This is a genomic window from Labrenzia sp. R5_0, assembly GCF_017743835.1.
GTDB lineage: Bacteria > Pseudomonadota > Alphaproteobacteria > Rhizobiales > Stappiaceae > Roseibium > Roseibium algicola.
This window is the reverse complement of the sequence record NZ_JAGHRK010000004.1, coordinates 214,639-229,825: the sequence shown is the minus strand read 5'-3', so window position 1 is coordinate 229,825 and position 15,187 is coordinate 214,639. Positions and strand designations below refer to the sequence as shown.

The window sequence follows — 15,187 nt, the reverse complement described above, 5'->3', positions numbered from 1 at the left end:
TACCGGGGCTTCTGCGGTGGCTGGCGAACCGATTACCGGGTCGGAACCGGGTGCTCGCCGCGGTAATCATAGAAACCGCGTTGGGTCTTGCGGCCGAGCCAGCCTGCTTCAACATATTTCACGAGCAGCGGGCACGGACGATACTTGGTGTCCGCCAGACCTTCGTAAAGCACCTGCATGATCGACAGGCAGGTATCGAGGCCAATGAAATCCGCAAGCTGCAGCGGCCCCATCGGATGGTTGGCCCCGAGACGCATGGCCTTGTCGATGGAATCAACAGAACCGACGCCTTCATAGAGCGTGTAGATTGCTTCGTTGATCATCGGCAGAAGGATACGGTTGACCATGAAGGCCGGAAAATCCTCTGCGACGGCAATCTGCTTGCCGAGACGGACGCAGAACCCTTTCGAGGCTTCGAAAGTCTCGTCTTCCGTGGCTATGCCGCGCACCAGCTCGACCAGCTCCATGACCGGAACCGGGTTCATGAAGTGGATGCCGATAAAGCGTTCCGGACGATCGGTCGAAGCGGCAAGACGCGTGATCGAGATCGACGAAGTGTTGGTCGCCAGGATCGCTTCGGGCTTCAGGATCGGACAAAGCTGCGAAAAGATCTTGCGTTTGACCTGCTCGTTCTCGACGGCGGATTCAATCACCAGGTCTGCATCACGCAGAAGATCGAGGTCTTCGGCTGCCTTGATGCGATCCAGCGCCGCGTTGCGCTCTTCCTCGGTGATCATGGACTTGGACACTTGGCGCGCCAGGTTGCCGTTGATCGAAGCCAGGCCGGATTCGATCCGTTCCATGGAGAGATCGCTCAATCCCACGTCGAAGCCCGCAAGTGCACACACATGCGCAATGCCGCTGCCCATCTGACCAGCGCCGATTACGCCGACTTTCTTGATTTCGACTGCCATCCTGAAAATCCGATCTTTAGAAAACATCCCGATTGGACGGGTTGCGGCTATTTTTGGCAAGTCTTGCGCCGAACAGCAAGAACCCCGGAGCGAAAACTGTTATTCGCCCCGGGGTCCGTGATCAATTTGCCGCAGGTGTTACTCGACGGCAGCCTTCAATTCCGGCAGCACGTCGAAGAGATCCGCCACGAGGCCATAGTCCGCGACCTGGAAGATCGGAGCTTCCTCGTCCTTGTTGATCGCGACGATCACCTTGGAATCCTTCATGCCGGCAAGGTGCTGGATGGCACCGGAAATGCCACAGGCAATGTAGAGATCTGGAGCGACCACCTTGCCGGTCTGGCCGACCTGCCAGTCGTTCGGGGCGTAGCCCGCATCGACAGCGGCGCGCGATGCGCCAACCGCCGCGCCGAGGGCATCGGCCACCGGCATGATGACTTCCTGGAACTTCTCGGAAGAACCGAGCGCGCGGCCGCCGGAGATGATGATCTTGGCAGACGTCAGTTCCGGACGGTCGGACTTGGAAAGCTCCTCGCCGACGAATTCCGATAGACCCGAACCGTCCGTTCCCGCAACGGTTTCAACAGCGGCAGAACCGCCTGCTTCCGCTGCCGCGAACGTGGAGGTCCGCACGGTGATCACCTTCTTGGGATCGCCGGATTTCACGGTCTGGATCGCGTTGCCCGCGTAGATCGGACGCTCGAAAGTATCCGCGTCGACAACAGCCGTCACGTCGGAGATCTGCATCACGTCCAGAAGGGCTGCGACGCGCGGCAGGGTGTTCTTGCCGTTGGCGGTTGCCGGGGCAACGATCGCGTCATAATCGCCTGCGAGGCCGACGATCAGATCGGCGGTCGGCTCGGCCAGCTGGTGCTCCAGCGCATCGCTTTCAGCAAGCAGAACCTTGGCGACGCCGGAAAGCTTGGACGCGGCATCCGCAACGCCCTGAACGCCCTTGCCGGCGACCAGCACGTGAACGTCGGCACCAAGAGCGACGGCAGCCGTCAGGGCCTTTGCCGTGGCATCGCTCAGTTCGCCACCGGCGTATTCGGCCACAAGAAGTGTTGTCATGTTTTATCCTCCTGCGACGGGTCTTAAAGGACGCCGGCTTCGTTCTTGAGTTTGTCGACCAGCTCGGAAACGGAACCGACCTTGATACCGGCCTGGCGCGATGCCGGCTCGGTGGTGGTGACAACGGTGAGGCGCGGCGTGGTGTCGACACCAAAATCGGCCGGAGACTTTTCGTCGATCGGCTTCTTCTTCGCTTTCATGATGTTCGGCAGGGACGCATAGCGCGGCTCATTGAGGCGCAGGTCCGTGGTCACGATGGCCGGCAGCTTCAGCTTTACGGTCTGCAGGCCGCCATCCACTTCACGGGTGACATCGACAGTGCCGTCGCCCAGATCGACCTTGGAGGCAAACGTGCCCTGGCTCCAACCGAGGAGGGCTGCCAGCATCTGGCCGGTCTGGTTGCAGTCGTCGTCAATCGCCTGCTTGCCGAGGATCACGAGACCCGGCTCTTCGGCTTCGACGATCGCTTTCAGGATCTTCGCGACTGCCAGCGGCTCGGTGGTGTCGTCGGTCTTCACCAGAATGCCGCGGTCGGCGCCCATGGCAAGGCCGGTGCGCAGCGTTTCGGTGGCCTGTTGCGGCCCGACGGACACGACGATCACTTCACTCGCCTTGCCCGCTTCCTTCAGCCGAAGGGCTTCTTCGACGGAGATTTCGTCAAACGGGTTCATGGACATCTTGACGTTGGCAAGATCGACGCCAGAACCATCCGCCTTCACACGGACCTTCACGTTGTAGTCGATGACCCGTTTTACGGGTACGAGGATCTTCATTTGGTCTCAACCTCTTGCTGGGCCGGCTTTCACCGCACCGCATTCTCCGGCTCTCTGCCCTCATGACGCTAGGTTACAAACGGCAGAATTGAGCCAATCGTGGCGCATGGCGGGGGACGGTACTGACCGACACGGCACCTGTCAATTGCGGTAAAAGGTCTAAGGCGGCAATTTGCCGGGCTTGGAAAAACATGCGTCGCAATGATGATAGTTCGGCAACGCAACAATGCGTGGAAAACCGGGGCTCAGTACAAAAAAGAAACCGCGCGCACCTGTTACGGCAACACGCGGCGACTTCTCTGTTTTCCTGGTCCCCGGTCAGATGCCGGGGGTCTGCGGCGAGAACTTGTCGGACACCGGTTCGGCGAACACGGTCACCCAGGTGCCGTTCTCGTCCCGGCAGGCCGTGCCACGAATGGAAAGGTCCAGCCTGCTGAAGGTGGTCTCGCGAAGGTACTCGCGGCACCAGTGCCCGCTCTTGCTGCGGTAGGTCTTGATCGGTGTCAGGATCTCGCGCCAGTCGCCTTCCTGCCCAACGAACACGGGCTCGCCGCTGACTTTCGTTTCCAGCGCTTCCTGGACGGTCTGTGCCAGGAGCATCCGCTCAGTTTCCATATGTGCTGCAAGAGAAGACACGGCACTGTCCATCCGCGTCTGCATCCAGTAGGTGGTAAAGCCGAATGTGCCGGCAACCATCACAAGTGCGGCGGCGATCTGGATCAGCACGCCTGTCCAGGACGCATGCGCGTGACGGGGCGCAGGACCTTCGCGCTTGGCGAATTCCTTTTCGATGAGTGCTTCGAACCGTGCCATTGATTCGTCAGGCACCGGCGCGGCAACCGCTTTTTGCAGAATGGTATTGTCCTTGGACATCTGCTCCAGCAGATCATGTCCGCCACCTGTCGCCTCGATCCGGCGAAGCAGAGCTGCACGCTCCTCTTCCGAACCTTCCTCGTCCAGGATCTTGCCGATATCCTTTGCAAGCAGGATCTGTTCGCGCTTTTCATCAAATGTCATCACATACCCCCTGGCATGCTGCGCAGCCTGACGCCCTGCGGGGCATCGTTCGTGTCCAGCCACTCGCGCAGTTTCAGTCTTGCGCGGGCAAGCCGGCTGGTTACCGTTCCAATCGGAACACCGAGTTCATCCGCCACATCCTTGTAGCTTCTGCCCTCAACGGCGATCTTCAGAAGGACCTCGCGGTTGTCTTCTTCCAGCTCGCCAATGAAATCCTGCACTTTCTGGAGTTCCAGGCTGTCGGCGGCGGCTTTCGCGCCGTCGTAGCTTTCCTCGAAATCCAGCATGGCAAGGTCGAAAAGCCTGGCCCGGTTTGCGGTGTCGCGAACCGAATTGAAGTACAGATTCTGCAAAATCCGGAACATCCAGCTGTCGAGCCGGGTGGCCGGATCGAACTGGTCGAGCGATCGGATTGCACGTTCGCATGTCATCTGCACCAGATCGTCTGCCTGATCCGGATTCCGGCACAGCCTTAAAGCAAAACTCCTCAGCTTCGGGAGCAGACGGATCATCTCCGTCTTTAACGTATCTTCAGGCAAGGAGTTCTCCGCAAAACCGCTCTCAGCGAGACAACACGTAAGGAGACCTTTTGATCCCGACTTTTTTTAGACTATCTTCGGGAAGAACAAAGATTGCCCAGGTGTTATGCGTGCGAAGGTCGTAAAACCGCTCTCGTCGACCGCTAAAAACCCCTTATTACGAATTGAATCGCATCAGATGAAACGCGCCCGCCAGATTACATTGCAAGACCGCCTCTCTGCGATGTTTCGCATACTGCCGGGTGTTGCAGCTGCGGCAATGATGTTCTCTCTTGTCTACTTCAGCCCCTTGTTCGACATGAAGGACAGCATTGCCGCGGCCGCAGATTCGCATGGTGATCGCGGCAGTCGCAGCGAACGCGGTGACCGTGGAGGCCGCAGCGAACGTGGAGACCGCGGCGGCGACAGCGGAAGCAAGAGCTCCGGTGGTGACAGCGGTAGCAAGAGTTCCGGCGGTGACAGCACCGGTGGCAGCAGTTCCGGTGGCGGCGACACAGGTGGCAGCCGTTCGGGCGGCGGCGACTCAACTGGTAACAGTTCGAGCGGAAAAAGCTCCACCGGTAACAGTTCGGCAGGAAACAAATCGGCCGGCAGAAGCTCGGAAAGCAAAGGCAACTCCGGTCGCAGCGGAGGCTCCTCTTCTCCTTCCTCCTCCCGCTCTTCGTCGGGTGGATCGTCATCCGGCGGTTCGTCGTCCGGCGGTTCGTCAGAACGAACTTCTTTTAGCTCTGCCACACAAAAGTCCGGTTCAGGCGGTTTTTTAGATCGCATCTTTGGCGGGCGTCAGTTTAATGGTGATAGCGAGCCTTCTGGTGGGTCCCTCAGCGCGCGGGAAGAACGGGAGGCTATCTCCAACGGCTGGCAATAGATCCAAGAGGCGGGATCGGACTTGATTTTTCGTGGGTTTCACGTTCCGAAAGGGACGTTTTTTCTGTTTTTTTTGGCAAATATCCTCACAGGCTGTTCCGTGGCGTCAGTGCAGGACACGCTTGTCTCCCTGCAGGAACCCGCCGCGGCGGAAACCCGCAAACCGGCTTCAAAACTGCAAGCATCGGACAAATACCGGGCTGAAACCACGCTTCAGGCTGCGCTGGAGAAGTCTGTTTCCGGCAAGGACCGAAGCTGGAGAAACCCCTCGAGTGGAGCGAGCGGCACAATTACGCCTCTGAAGACCTGGAAAAATACGTCGGGCGACTTCTGCCGCTCCTACCGCGAACGGATCAAGCTGGCTGACGGTCGAATGATCAGCCGCCGGGGAGTCGCCTGCCGCACCGCCGATGCTGTCTGGAAAGCAGCCTAGTTTCCTGACCGGTCCGCATTCTTTTTGAAAACTGTGCCTAGGCGATGTTTCGGTCGAACAGGGGCACACCCCTGCGCCGGAAAAACAAGATCAGCACGGCACCCGCCGCCATGCCGCCGATATGCGCGATCCAGGCGACATCGCTGTCGGACGCAATCACGGCATTGACGATCTGATAAAGGATCCAGCCGCCGAGCAACCATCCGGCGGAAAGGCGCAAGGGTATCCGGCCCAGTGCCAGCACCCACACCTTCACCCGCGGGTGCAGCATCAGATAGGCGGCAACAACGCCTGAAACGGCGCCGGACGCCCCGATCAACGGCACATCTGAATTGACGTCGATGGAGGCGTAGGCCAACCCGCCGGCTATCGCACACAGCAGATAGAAGACCAGGTAACGCAGATGCCCCATGGCATCCTCGACATTATCGCCGAACACCCACAGGAACAGCATGTTGCCGATGAGGTGCATGTAGCCGCCATGGAGGAAGGCATAGGTGACCACCGACATCCAGTCGGGCAGCATCTGCAGCTCCGGCGACAGATCCCGGATATCGAACAGGACAACCGGGATAAGGCCGAAGGAATAGGAGGACGCGGCCACCGCCTGCTGAGACCCCGCACCCTGATACAGAAGAAAGATCAGGATGTTGGCGGCAATCAGGAAAAGGTTCACAAAGGGGCGGGGAACATGGACCAGCCGATTGTGATCGTGAAGGGGAATGAACATTCAGCGCCAGGCCTCCGGCAAGGGGAACTGACCTAACGGTTCTGTCCAGGCACCCAAAGAACGTCCTGCTCACCCTTTTCATTCAGGTACCGCGAGGCAACGAAGAAATAGTCCGACAGGCGGTTCATGTAGCGCACGGCAGCGGGATTGATCTGCTCGCGGGCTGCCAGTTCCACCATCAGACGTTCTGCCCGGCGCGAGACCGTGCGAGCCAGATGCAGGTAGGCAGCGGCAGGACTGCCACCCGGCAGCACGAAGGAACGCAGCGGCTTGAGCTCCGCGTTGAGGACGTCAATCGCCTGTTCGATCGCCGTGACCTGGGCGTCGGTGATCCGAAGCGGCTCGTACCCAAGGTCCTCACCCGTTTCCGGTGTTGCAAGATCGGCCCCCAGGTCGAACAGGTCGTTCTGGATCCTGCCGAGCGTCTGGTCGACGTCCGGCGCAGACTGCCCGGTCTGAAGGCGAATCAGACCAACCACGGAGTTGGTCTCGTCGACGGTCCCGTATGCCTCGATCCTGAGGTCGCTCTTTCGGCGCCGTTCTCCGGAACCCAGCGCGGTCGTGCCGTCGTCACCCGTCTTCGTATAGATCTTGTTCAGAACAACCATTGTGCCCCCAGTTCCTCCAGTAGTGTCCGGTTATCTTGTCTTAGTGGCCGGTGCCGAAAAAGTAGAGACCGCCCATCACCAGGACAATCACCAGAAACTGAAGACCGACACGCCAGCGCATCAGGAGCTGCGAGCGGTTGGCCGGCCCGTGACGGAACATGTTCCAGATACCGAGCAGCAACACGAGTGCAACCGCGGCGAGGCCGACGGGAATGAGAAAGTTGATCAGATCTGCCATTTCGTTTTCCTTGTTTCACCACTGTCCGGCGCAGCCACCTGTCGGCAGGCAGCTATTCCTCGCCGTCGGCAGCCCAGATGCAGAACCGGTCGAGCAGACTGGTCGGCAGCACCCGTTTGGCCACCGCCATGACGGTGGTCGGAATTGTTACATGATAGCGCGCTTTCGGCCGATTTGCTTCCACCGCATGCACCAGCCGTTTGACCACGGCCTCTGGCGGCAGCTTGAACGGCCCGGGCTCTCCCGCCTCCATCCGGATGCGGCGCTTTTCGTAGGTCTTACGATGCCGCGACGCCTGCAGACCATCCTCGCCGATCCAGCGCTGAAAATTCGCCAGTGCGTTTTGCGTGAACCGGGTATCGATAGGACCGGGTTCGATCAGGCTGACGTGAATGCCGGTGCCTTTCAGTTCCTGGCGAAGCGTGTCCGAATAGGCTTCAAGCGCGAATTTGGAAGCGGTGTAGGCTCCGCGATACTTGAGTGCCACAAACCCCAGTACGGAGGAACACTGCACGATCCGCCCGGAACCGTTGGCGCGCATTGAAGGCACCAACCGGCGGGTAAGATCATGCCAGCCGATGAAGTTCGCCTCGAAAAGCGACCGCAGGGCTTCCGTTGGCAGGTCTTCCAGCGCACCTGGAACCGCATAGGCGCCATTGTTGAACACCGCGCTCAACGCACCATCGGTCCGCCGCAGAACTTCGCTTGCCGTCGCCTCGATGCTGTCCGGATCCTCATAATCCAGGCGAAAGGCTTCGAAACCAAGATTGCTCAACCCGTCAACATCCGCCTGGCTCCGCGCAGTCGGAAAAACACGCCAGTTGCGCCCGCGCATGATGTGGGCTGCCGAAAGGCCGATGCCGGAGGAACAGCCCGTAATCAGGATCGACCGGTGCGCGGAAAAACTCTCCGGATTGGCAATCATCAAATGGAAATCCTGCGGAGTGGAAGACGGTCCGATCCAACTCCTATCAGATAGGTTCGCCGGAAAGCAATTTCGGCACCGGCCCCGCAAAACCGGCAGCTTCCTTGATGAACTGCGTTTTCAGGCCCGGCATCCTGTCCACAATACCAAGTCCGAAATCGCGCATGGCGCGCAACACGTCATTGTCATTGGAAAACAGGCGGTTCAGTACGTCGGTGACAACGCCCATCTGGAACGTGTCGAACCGGCGCCAGCGCTGGTAGCGTTCCAGAACGTCGAAACCGCCGAGATCCTGCCCCAGACGGCGGGCATCCACCAGCACTTCGGCCAGTGCCGCGACATCCTTGAAGCCCAGATTGAGCCCCTGGCCCGCAATCGGATGAATGCCATGGGCGGCATCGCCGATCAGGGCGAAGCGCGGCTTGACGAAATCACGCGCCAGCTTCAGCCCGAGCGGATAGGCCCGGCGCGGACCGTCCAGCTCCAGTGTGCCGAGGTGATGTCCGAAACGGCGTTCCAGTTCCAGTTCGAAAGTAAAGTCGTCAGACCGCACAAGCCGGTCGGCGTCCGCTGTCTTTTCCGTCCAGACCAGCGACGACCGGTTGCCCGGCAAGGGCAGGATCGCAAATGGTCCGGCAGGCAGGAAATGTTCTTCCGCCCGACCGTTGTGAGGCCGTTCATGCTTGACTGTTGTGACGATGCCGGACTGGCCGTAGTCCCAGTTGACCGTCCGGATACCGGCAAGGTCGCGCAGGCGGGAGCGCACGCCGTCGGCTGCAACGAGCAGCCGGCTTTTCAGAAGGGTCCCGTCTTCCAGCGCCAGTTCGACGTGGTCTGGATGAGTGCGAAAGGTTTCCGCGGTTCCCGGTGCGAAAAAGCTCACGCCAAGCGCCTTGGCCGCCTTGTAGAGCGCAGGCATCATCACGCCGTTCGGCATCATGTGGGCAAAGGGTTCACCCTCCGCCGCCTCGCCGCCGAACGTCAGGAAGACCGGGCGAACCGCATCGCGAAGCTTGCTGTCGGTGACGATCATTTCGTTGATCGGCTGGGCCTCGCCCGCAATCTTCTGCCAGATGCCGAGTTGCGACAGCATGCGTGAGGCAGCTGCCGCGATGGCTGAGGCGCGAGGATCCTTGTGGAGGTCTTCCATCGGCTTGGGATCGACCACGGCACAGGTGAGGCCGGCATCGCCCTGCTTCAACGCCACCGCCAGAGACAGGCCGACATAGCCGCCGCCTGCGATCACGACATCGAACATGTCCGGGACGCTTTTTTTCCTCGCCATCGTCTTCTTCTCCTTGCCTTCGGTTTCCCTAAAGGCATCTTGACTTTAACGTCAACTGCCGTCCAAGAGTGCGGTGCCGGGGCTCCAAGCCTCGAACCAAATCACCTGCCGTCTATCTAACAGGGATCGCGCCGATGAACACGGCCATTGATAATCTTCTCCAGATTCTCGACCTGGAACCACTGGAACGCAACCTGTTCCGTGGTCGCAGCCCGCAGGTCGGCTGGCAACGCGTATTTGGCGGGCAGGTGATCGGCCAGGCGCTGGTTGCCGCCTCGCGCACCGTGGTGGAAGACCGTCACGTCCATTCCCTGCATGGCTACTTCCTGAGGCCCGGCGATCCGTCAGTCCCCATCATCTACGAAGTCGACCGCATCCGCGACGGTGGCAGCTTCACCACACGGCGCGTTGTCGCGATCCAGCACGGCGAAGCTATCTTTTCCATGTCCGCCTCCTTTCAGGTGCATGAAGAGGGGCTGGAGCACCAGATCGACATGCCGGACGTTCCGACGCCTGAAGATCTTCCCAGCGAACAGGAACTGAAGGAAAAATTCCTGTCGATGGCCCCGGAAAACATCCGCCGCTACTGGGAACGCGAGCGGCCGATCGAGATGCGCCCGGTCGACATGACCCATTATTTCAGCAAGAAGCCCCTGCCACCTCAGCAGTATGTCTGGGTACGTGCGACAGGCCCACTACCGGACGACGAACGCATGCACCATTGCGTCCTCGCCTATGCTTCCGACATGACGTTGCTGGACACCTCGCTGTTTCCCCATGGCACGTCCGTCTTCAGCCCGAAGATCCAGGCCGCCAGCCTGGACCATGCCATGTGGTTTCACCGCCCTTTCCGCGCCGACGACTGGCTGCTTTACGCCACCGACAGCACCTCATCTTCCGGCTCACGCGGGATAAACCGCGGATCTCTGTTCACCAGGGACGGGGCCCTGATCGCCTCGACCGCCCAGGAAGGACTGATCCGCCTGCGCAAGAAAGATTGAGTTTCCGAGACGATGGTGCAGTCACCGCTGGCAGCTACTCAAAACCCCAGAGCCTCATCCTGAGGAGGGCCTTAAGGCCCGTCTCGAAGGATGGGCCACTTGTTCCTGTGGGTGCCGCCCATTCTTCGAGACGCCGCTTCGCGGCTCCTCAGGATGAGGGATCCCATTGGAGAGCGCCGGGGTATTGCGGATCTGCCGCCTACCTCACCGGACTGGTAAAGCCCGACACCGCCAACGGATTGTCGGTCAGGGCCTGGTGATCCGGCGTATCGGGCAGCAAGGCGCCCGAAAAGGCCTCGAACATGCGCCTGACGAACCCTTCCGGCAGGTCCTTGGTGATGAACACCATGCGGGTTCTGTGATCCGCGTCCGGCCAGGCCTCCAGTGTCGCGGGCGGATGGAAGACATGCTGGACACCGTGGATGACGACCGGCCTTTCCGGATCCTCGGCCAGCTGCACGATACCCTTCACCCGAAGCAGTTTCGGTCCGTGCGCCGAACGCAGCAGATCGAGGAACATTTCCAGCGCGGACGCCGGCACCGGTCGATCTGTCGACAGGGTAAAGGCCCGGATGGCATCACTATGCCGGTTCACGTCATGAGCATGGGCATGGTCGTGGCCGTGGTGATGCCCGTGCGAATGGCCATGTGCATGATCGTGACCGTGATGGTGGTCATGCTGCTGGTCTTCGTAGGCTTCCGCGTTCAGCCAGGCAGCCACGTCCGGGATCTTGCTCTTGGGATCATAAAGACCGGCGTTGAAAAGATTTTCCACCGTCGCATCATTTGCTTGCGCGTCCAGCCTGCGGGCGCCGGGATTGAGCTGCTGCAAACGCTGCTTGAGGGCGTCGAAGGAGGCCCGCGCCTCTTCGCCTTGAACGAGATCGGTCTTGGTGAAGACCAGCCGGTCGGCAACAGCGGCCTGCTTGCGCGCTTCCTCGTGATTGTCGAGGGTCGACAGACCGTTGACCGCGTCCACAAGCGTGATCACGCTGTCGAGCCGGTAGCGCATCACCAGATAGGGATGCAGCATGACCGTGTGCAGGATGGGCGCCGGATCCGCCAGACCCGTCGTCTCGATGATCACCCGGTTGAGCCTGTCCATGCGGCCGTTATCCAGTCGGCGCAATAGGTTTTCGAGCGTCGTCACAAGATCGCCGCGAATGGTGCAGCACAGGCAACCGGAGGCAAGCTCCACGATGCCGTCGCCGGCCTGATCGACAAACAGATGATCGAGCCCGATCTCGCCGAATTCATTGATGATGACCGCTGTGTCCGCCATCGACGGGTCCTTCAGGATCCGATTGAGGAGCGTTGTCTTGCCTGACCCCAGAAACCCGGTCAGGACTGACAGGGGAATGGGGGGCTTCGGACCCTTGGTTTTTTGTCCTTCGGCAACCGGTGTCGGCGAGGCCATGGTATCTCTCCAGATGCATTCGCCGGTCCTTGATCGGACCCGGCGGACTTTCCGCAGACACATAGGCAGAAAGGCGGGTCAGCGCAAATGCTGGTCCCGCCACGTTGGCTTGTTCAGTTGGAAAAATGTCCGGCTGACGCCGAATCACCCCGCGTTGAGGATGATGTCTTCTTCTTCGGAGGCCGCTTCGGCGTCCTTCTTGTCGAGGGCGACAATTTTCCTGTCGGCCTCGTCCTCGGACAGATCCATCGGGGTCAGATCCTGGACGATGTCCGCTTCAGACGCTTCCAGTTCGGCTTCCACGTCTGTGTCGCTGTCAGCTTCGAACTCGAAGTCGTCCAGTTCCTCTTCCGCCTCGACATCAACCACGAGCCGGACAGCCTCCGCCGCCTTTCGCAAGGTGGCGATCACATGGTCGACCGAAACCCCTTCCTCCAGTTGATTGGCGGAAAGTTCCGCAAGGCTGGCCAGAGCCTTGATGGTGGCGGTGGATCTCGGTTCAATCATCATGCGATCTCTCGACCTGTTGTACCGGCATATTCTGTGCCGCAGTGGCATTTAGAGGTCCGGCAGGGAGCACGCCTTTGCCAGAAAAATGCTTACTGCAGTGTTAAGGAGTAGCGTAAATAAAAGGTTAACTCCGTTAACCGCAACGCTACATCATCGGCACCGTCAAAGATCTGGAAATCGAATTACTTGCGAGGACTTGGGGAAGGAACCGGAACGGTGAAATCCAGACCCTTGCGGAAGATCGATCCGGGTGAAGATTTCGAAAGTTCAACCGCGGCTCCCGGGCGTGACACGGTATCGCCACCCTGCGGAATTGCGCCTGCGGTTTTGGCATTGGCCGTCAGCTGCATCTTCGCCCGGATTTCGTTTTCTGCCCGCCGCACGGGATTGGCGACCGGCAGCGGTACGTCTTCCGCGGCAATATCCTCGCCCGCGATGGCTGCGACCGCTTCGCTGGCGGCACCGGCGGGAACGGTGCCCGGGCTGACGGAAGGCGACCCTTTCGGGTTGCCGAGGCCGACATCCAGCGGACGGTAGGCAATTCGGCGAGGGCCGAGCGTACGATCAAGGATCTTTGCCCAGTCCGGTTTGCCGTTGGACAGCTTGAAACCGCTGTCGTCGAGCTTGTCCTCATCGGACTTGTTGGCCTTGGCGAAGAACAGGAACCCGCCCTGCTTTTCCTTTTCCATGTCGAACCGGGCCATGTAACCCTTGGGACCTGGGCTCTTGTTGCGCCGGCAGTAACCGTCGGCCGGCGGATTGCCGCTGGTGCCCGAAAGGCTCGTTATGCTACGGCCGCCGCGCTTGCGGAACCCTTCGTCAAAAAGCTGGCGTGCAAAGGCGGTGCGCTCCAGACCGGAACCCGCGCCAAGGATAATCGCGATCAAGGTCTTGTTGCCGCGCGTCGCGGAGGCGGCAACATTGTACCCGGAATTGCAGATGTAGCCGGTCTTCATGCCGTTGGCGCCGGGCACGCGCAGCAGGAATTCCCGATTGGCCGACCTCAGGGTCTTCTTGCCGAAGCGGATCCCCGGGTGGTCATAGTAGTTTCGGGATTCCGGAAAGTCCCGGCGCAGCGCCAGGGCCAGAATGGCAAGGTCCCGCGCCGTGGTCACCTGCCGGTTGTCTGGCAGACCATGCGGATTGTAGAACCGGGTATTGGACATTCCCAGGCGCTGAGCTTCCGCATTCATCATGGCGATGAAGCCGGCTTCAGATCCCGCGATCGACTCGCCGAGCGCTACCGCAACATCGTTGGCCGACTTGATCAGAATGATCTTCAGCGCCGTGTCGACAGTGAACCGCGTCCCGACCTTGAACCCCATCTTGCTGGGTGGTTCGGCCGCGGAGTTCTTGGATTGCACCACCGCGCTGTCGAGCGAGGCGCGGCCTTCGCGGATCGCCTTGAAGGTGACATAGGCCGTCATGAGCTTGGTGAGTGAGGCCGGGTACCACTTGCGCGTGGCGTTTTCCTGCTCGATCACAGCGCCGGAACTCGCGTCGATCAGGACATAGGCACCTATATCCGCCCGTGCCTGGCTCATGGCCAGACTCATCACAAGAGCGGTTACGGTCAGACAAACGGAAGTCAGGCGGCCAATCGGGCTCAAAAACACGGTTTCCCTCGCTCGTCATCCAGCGGATGACACGTCGCAATTGGGCAATGGCAGTATGAATAGCTGCTGTCTTCTTAAAAAACCGGAACATCGGCGCGAGAGCAACCCCTTCCTCAAATCCACTCCACGCCAATCTTTCTTGCAATTGCCTTATTTTTGAGCAACTTTTGCGAGCAGGCATTGATAAGCTGCGGGAAACAGGGACTTTTTTCGCCGGTGTCGTCTTGCCTTTCCACTTGCCGGCCTTGGCCCGGCTCTTGCTAAGATTGCCGAGGGCATATTGCCCATTGCGGCCCGGCGACGGTCTGGACCAATTTGAACAGATGTGAAAAATAACAATGACTGAATGAGCCCGCAGGGGGGGCGGTCAAGCAATGTATGATGCTGGTCTGGCATCAGAAACGGGCGGGAAAGCCGTAGTTCTGCAGCGCGTGAAAGGCATCGGCAAGGTGCGTTTTTCGGCGCCGGATGGCAAAACCCGTCTGACCGATCTGTATCAGAGCGGGTCGGCCAAGGTTCGCCTGCCGAAGGTCTATGATACCCCTGCAACAGCCGTTCTCATCAACACCGCCGGTGGTCTCACCGGAGGTGACCAGCTCGACTATGAAGTCGGCGCTGACGCCGGTGTACACGTAATTGTGACCAGCCAGACGGCCGAACGTGCCTACCGCAGCCCGGGCGGCACCGCCCAGGTGAGCGGCCATTTCACGGTCGGACCCGGTGCGACCCTGGAATGGCTGCCCCAGGAAACCATCCTTTTCAACGCCTCGCGCCTTCGCCGCACGCTGCAGGCGGACCTGGAAGGTGACGCAAGGCTGATGATGGTCGAATCCTTCGTCCTTGGCCGAAAGGCGATGGGCGAGCAGGTCAAGTCCGTATTCTACCGCGACAGCTGGCGCATCCGCCGGGACGGGAAGCTGGTGTTTGCTGACGACATCCGGCTGGATGGCGACCCGGCCGACTCGCTGACCGGCCCGGCTACGGCCGCCGGCGCCCTGGCCGCGGCAACCTTTGTCGATTGCTCCGCCGATGCCGAAGACCGGCTCGCCAGGGCAAGAGAGCTGATCGAAACATTGCCGGATGGAACCGCCCAGGCGGCCGCCAGCGCCTGGAACGGCTTGCTGATAACCCGGTTTGTGTCCAATGATGGCCGCGGCTTGCGCACGGCCCTGATGTCGTTTCTCACCGGATACCGAATGACGGCGCTGCCGCGCGTCTGGTATTGCTGATTTGGAGGACTTTC

At 60.2% G+C, this 15,187-nt stretch carries 17 protein-coding genes; 4 read left to right on the top strand and 13 right to left on the bottom strand.

Annotated features, from left to right (window positions below; genetic code table 11):
• Positions 1-32: 32 nt before the first annotated feature.
• The 5 genes from J7447_RS20985 to J7447_RS20965 all read right to left on the bottom strand — a co-directional run bounded on the left by J7447_RS20985 (position 33) and on the right by J7447_RS20965 (position 4,314).
• A complete protein-coding gene (locus J7447_RS20985; protein WP_023002521.1) occupies positions 33-914 on the bottom strand; it encodes a 3-hydroxybutyryl-CoA dehydrogenase in 882 nt (293 codons plus the stop codon).
• Positions 915-1,052: 138 nt separating this feature from the next.
• Entirely contained in the window at positions 1,053-1,985 is a 933-nt protein-coding gene (locus tag J7447_RS20980) for an FAD-binding protein (RefSeq protein ID WP_055660182.1), read from the bottom strand.
• A 23-nt stretch (positions 1,986-2,008) separates the two neighbouring features.
• On the bottom strand, positions 2,009-2,758 hold the full coding sequence (locus J7447_RS20975; protein WP_023002519.1) for an electron transfer flavoprotein subunit beta/FixA family protein: 750 nt from the start codon (positions 2,756-2,758) through the stop codon (positions 2,009-2,011).
• A gap of 318 nt (positions 2,759-3,076) precedes the next feature.
• A complete protein-coding gene (locus J7447_RS20970) occupies positions 3,077-3,775 on the bottom strand; it encodes a hypothetical protein (RefSeq protein WP_023002518.1) in 699 nt (232 codons plus the stop codon).
• Entirely contained in the window at positions 3,775-4,314 is a 540-nt protein-coding gene (locus tag J7447_RS20965) for an RNA polymerase sigma factor (protein WP_031270011.1), read from the bottom strand. The genes J7447_RS20970 and J7447_RS20965 overlap by 1 nt, the downstream gene beginning before the upstream one ends.
• A 178-nt stretch (positions 4,315-4,492) precedes the next feature.
• On the opposite strand from J7447_RS20965, the gene J7447_RS20960 reads away from it, so the two are divergent.
• Together J7447_RS20960 and J7447_RS20955 are read left to right on the top strand one after the other, a co-directional pair.
• Complete coding sequence (locus J7447_RS20960; RefSeq protein ID WP_209170799.1) at positions 4,493-5,182, top strand: hypothetical protein; 690 nt, start codon at positions 4,493-4,495, stop codon at positions 5,180-5,182.
• Positions 5,183-5,281: 99 nt separating this feature from the next.
• Positions 5,282-5,614: an RT0821/Lpp0805 family surface protein gene (locus J7447_RS20955; protein WP_075282759.1), complete on the top strand. Its 333-nt coding sequence runs from the start codon at positions 5,282-5,284 to the stop codon at positions 5,612-5,614.
• Between the two features lie 37 nt (positions 5,615-5,651).
• On the opposite strand, the gene J7447_RS20950 is transcribed toward J7447_RS20955, so the two are convergent.
• The 5 genes from J7447_RS20950 to J7447_RS20930 are packed head-to-tail and all read right to left on the bottom strand — an operon-like array spanning position 5,652 to position 9,400.
• Positions 5,652-6,344 (bottom strand): rhomboid family intramembrane serine protease, encoded by a 693-nt coding sequence (locus tag J7447_RS20950; RefSeq protein ID WP_152505077.1) that lies wholly within the window; start codon positions 6,342-6,344, stop codon positions 5,652-5,654.
• Between the two features lie 32 nt (positions 6,345-6,376).
• Positions 6,377-6,952, bottom strand: a complete 576-nt coding sequence (locus J7447_RS20945; RefSeq protein WP_209170797.1) for a cob(I)yrinic acid a,c-diamide adenosyltransferase — start codon at positions 6,950-6,952, stop codon at positions 6,377-6,379.
• Between the two features lie 40 nt (positions 6,953-6,992).
• The gene (locus tag J7447_RS20940; RefSeq protein WP_023002512.1) at positions 6,993-7,190 is read right to left on the bottom strand and encodes a twin transmembrane helix small protein; all 198 of its coding nucleotides are present in this window, start codon (positions 7,188-7,190) and stop codon (positions 6,993-6,995) included.
• A 52-nt stretch (positions 7,191-7,242) separates the two neighbouring features.
• Positions 7,243-8,115, bottom strand: a complete 873-nt coding sequence (locus tag J7447_RS20935) for an SDR family oxidoreductase (RefSeq protein ID WP_209170795.1) — start codon at positions 8,113-8,115, stop codon at positions 7,243-7,245.
• Positions 8,116-8,161: 46 nt separating this feature from the next.
• Complete coding sequence (locus J7447_RS20930) at positions 8,162-9,400, bottom strand: ubiquinone biosynthesis hydroxylase (protein WP_209170793.1); 1,239 nt, start codon at positions 9,398-9,400, stop codon at positions 8,162-8,164.
• A 134-nt stretch (positions 9,401-9,534) separates the two neighbouring features.
• Here J7447_RS20930 and tesB point away from each other — a divergent pair, with 134 nt between their 5' ends.
• Positions 9,535-10,401 (top strand): acyl-CoA thioesterase II, encoded by an 867-nt coding sequence (gene tesB / locus J7447_RS20925; protein ID WP_209170791.1) that lies wholly within the window; start codon positions 9,535-9,537, stop codon positions 10,399-10,401.
• A 199-nt stretch (positions 10,402-10,600) separates the two neighbouring features.
• Here tesB and J7447_RS20920 read toward each other — a convergent pair whose 3' ends face one another.
• The 3 genes from J7447_RS20920 to J7447_RS20910 all read right to left on the bottom strand — a co-directional run bounded on the left by J7447_RS20920 (position 10,601) and on the right by J7447_RS20910 (position 13,872).
• The gene (locus J7447_RS20920; protein WP_209170789.1) at positions 10,601-11,818 is read right to left on the bottom strand and encodes a GTP-binding protein; all 1,218 of its coding nucleotides are present in this window, start codon (positions 11,816-11,818) and stop codon (positions 10,601-10,603) included.
• Positions 11,819-11,962: 144 nt separating this feature from the next.
• On the bottom strand, positions 11,963-12,328 hold the full coding sequence (locus J7447_RS20915) for a hypothetical protein (RefSeq protein WP_055660196.1): 366 nt from the start codon (positions 12,326-12,328) through the stop codon (positions 11,963-11,965).
• Between the two features lie 182 nt (positions 12,329-12,510).
• On the bottom strand, positions 12,511-13,872 hold the full coding sequence (locus J7447_RS20910; protein WP_208984651.1) for a D-alanyl-D-alanine carboxypeptidase family protein: 1,362 nt from the start codon (positions 13,870-13,872) through the stop codon (positions 12,511-12,513).
• 446 nt (positions 13,873-14,318) lie between these two features.
• Here J7447_RS20910 and J7447_RS20905 point away from each other — a divergent pair, with 446 nt between their 5' ends.
• Positions 14,319-15,173 carry an urease accessory protein UreD gene (locus tag J7447_RS20905; protein WP_209170786.1) on the top strand — a complete coding sequence of 285 codons (855 nt, stop codon included), beginning with the start codon at positions 14,319-14,321 and terminating at the stop codon, positions 15,171-15,173.
• The last annotated feature ends 14 nt before the right edge of the window (positions 15,174-15,187 follow it).

What these genes read in the sequence shown, in the direction of transcription:
- J7447_RS20985 (WP_023002521.1), bottom strand. Translation starts at nt 914, where the DNA reads ATGGCAGTCGAAATCAAGAAAGTCGGCGTAATCGGCGCTGGTCAGATG.
- J7447_RS20980 (WP_055660182.1), bottom strand. Translation starts at nt 1,985, where the DNA reads ATGACAACACTTCTTGTGGCCGAATACGCCGGTGGCGAACTGAGCGAT.
- J7447_RS20975 (WP_023002519.1), bottom strand. Translation starts at nt 2,758, where the DNA reads ATGAAGATCCTCGTACCCGTAAAACGGGTCATCGACTACAACGTGAAG.
- J7447_RS20970 (WP_023002518.1), bottom strand. Translation starts at nt 3,775, where the DNA reads ATGACATTTGATGAAAAGCGCGAACAGATCCTGCTTGCAAAGGATATC.
- J7447_RS20960 (WP_209170799.1), top strand. Translation starts at nt 4,493, where the DNA reads ATGAAACGCGCCCGCCAGATTACATTGCAAGACCGCCTCTCTGCGATG.
- J7447_RS20950 (WP_152505077.1), bottom strand. Translation starts at nt 6,344, where the DNA reads ATGTTCATTCCCCTTCACGATCACAATCGGCTGGTCCATGTTCCCCGC.
- J7447_RS20945 (WP_209170797.1), bottom strand. Translation starts at nt 6,952, where the DNA reads ATGGTTGTTCTGAACAAGATCTATACGAAGACGGGTGACGACGGCACG.
- J7447_RS20940 (WP_023002512.1), bottom strand. Translation starts at nt 7,190, where the DNA reads ATGGCAGATCTGATCAACTTTCTCATTCCCGTCGGCCTCGCCGCGGTT.
- J7447_RS20935 (WP_209170795.1), bottom strand. Translation starts at nt 8,115, where the DNA reads ATGATTGCCAATCCGGAGAGTTTTTCCGCGCACCGGTCGATCCTGATT.
- J7447_RS20930 (WP_209170793.1), bottom strand. Translation starts at nt 9,400, where the DNA reads ATGGCGAGGAAAAAAAGCGTCCCGGACATGTTCGATGTCGTGATCGCA.
- tesB (WP_209170791.1), top strand. Translation starts at nt 9,535, where the DNA reads ATGAACACGGCCATTGATAATCTTCTCCAGATTCTCGACCTGGAACCA.
- J7447_RS20920 (WP_209170789.1), bottom strand. Translation starts at nt 11,818, where the DNA reads ATGGCCTCGCCGACACCGGTTGCCGAAGGACAAAAAACCAAGGGTCCG.
- J7447_RS20915 (WP_055660196.1), bottom strand. Translation starts at nt 12,328, where the DNA reads ATGATGATTGAACCGAGATCCACCGCCACCATCAAGGCTCTGGCCAGC.
- J7447_RS20910 (WP_208984651.1), bottom strand. Translation starts at nt 13,872, where the DNA reads ATGAGCCAGGCACGGGCGGATATAGGTGCCTATGTCCTGATCGACGCG.
- J7447_RS20905 (WP_209170786.1), top strand. Translation starts at nt 14,319, where the DNA reads ATGTATGATGCTGGTCTGGCATCAGAAACGGGCGGGAAAGCCGTAGTT.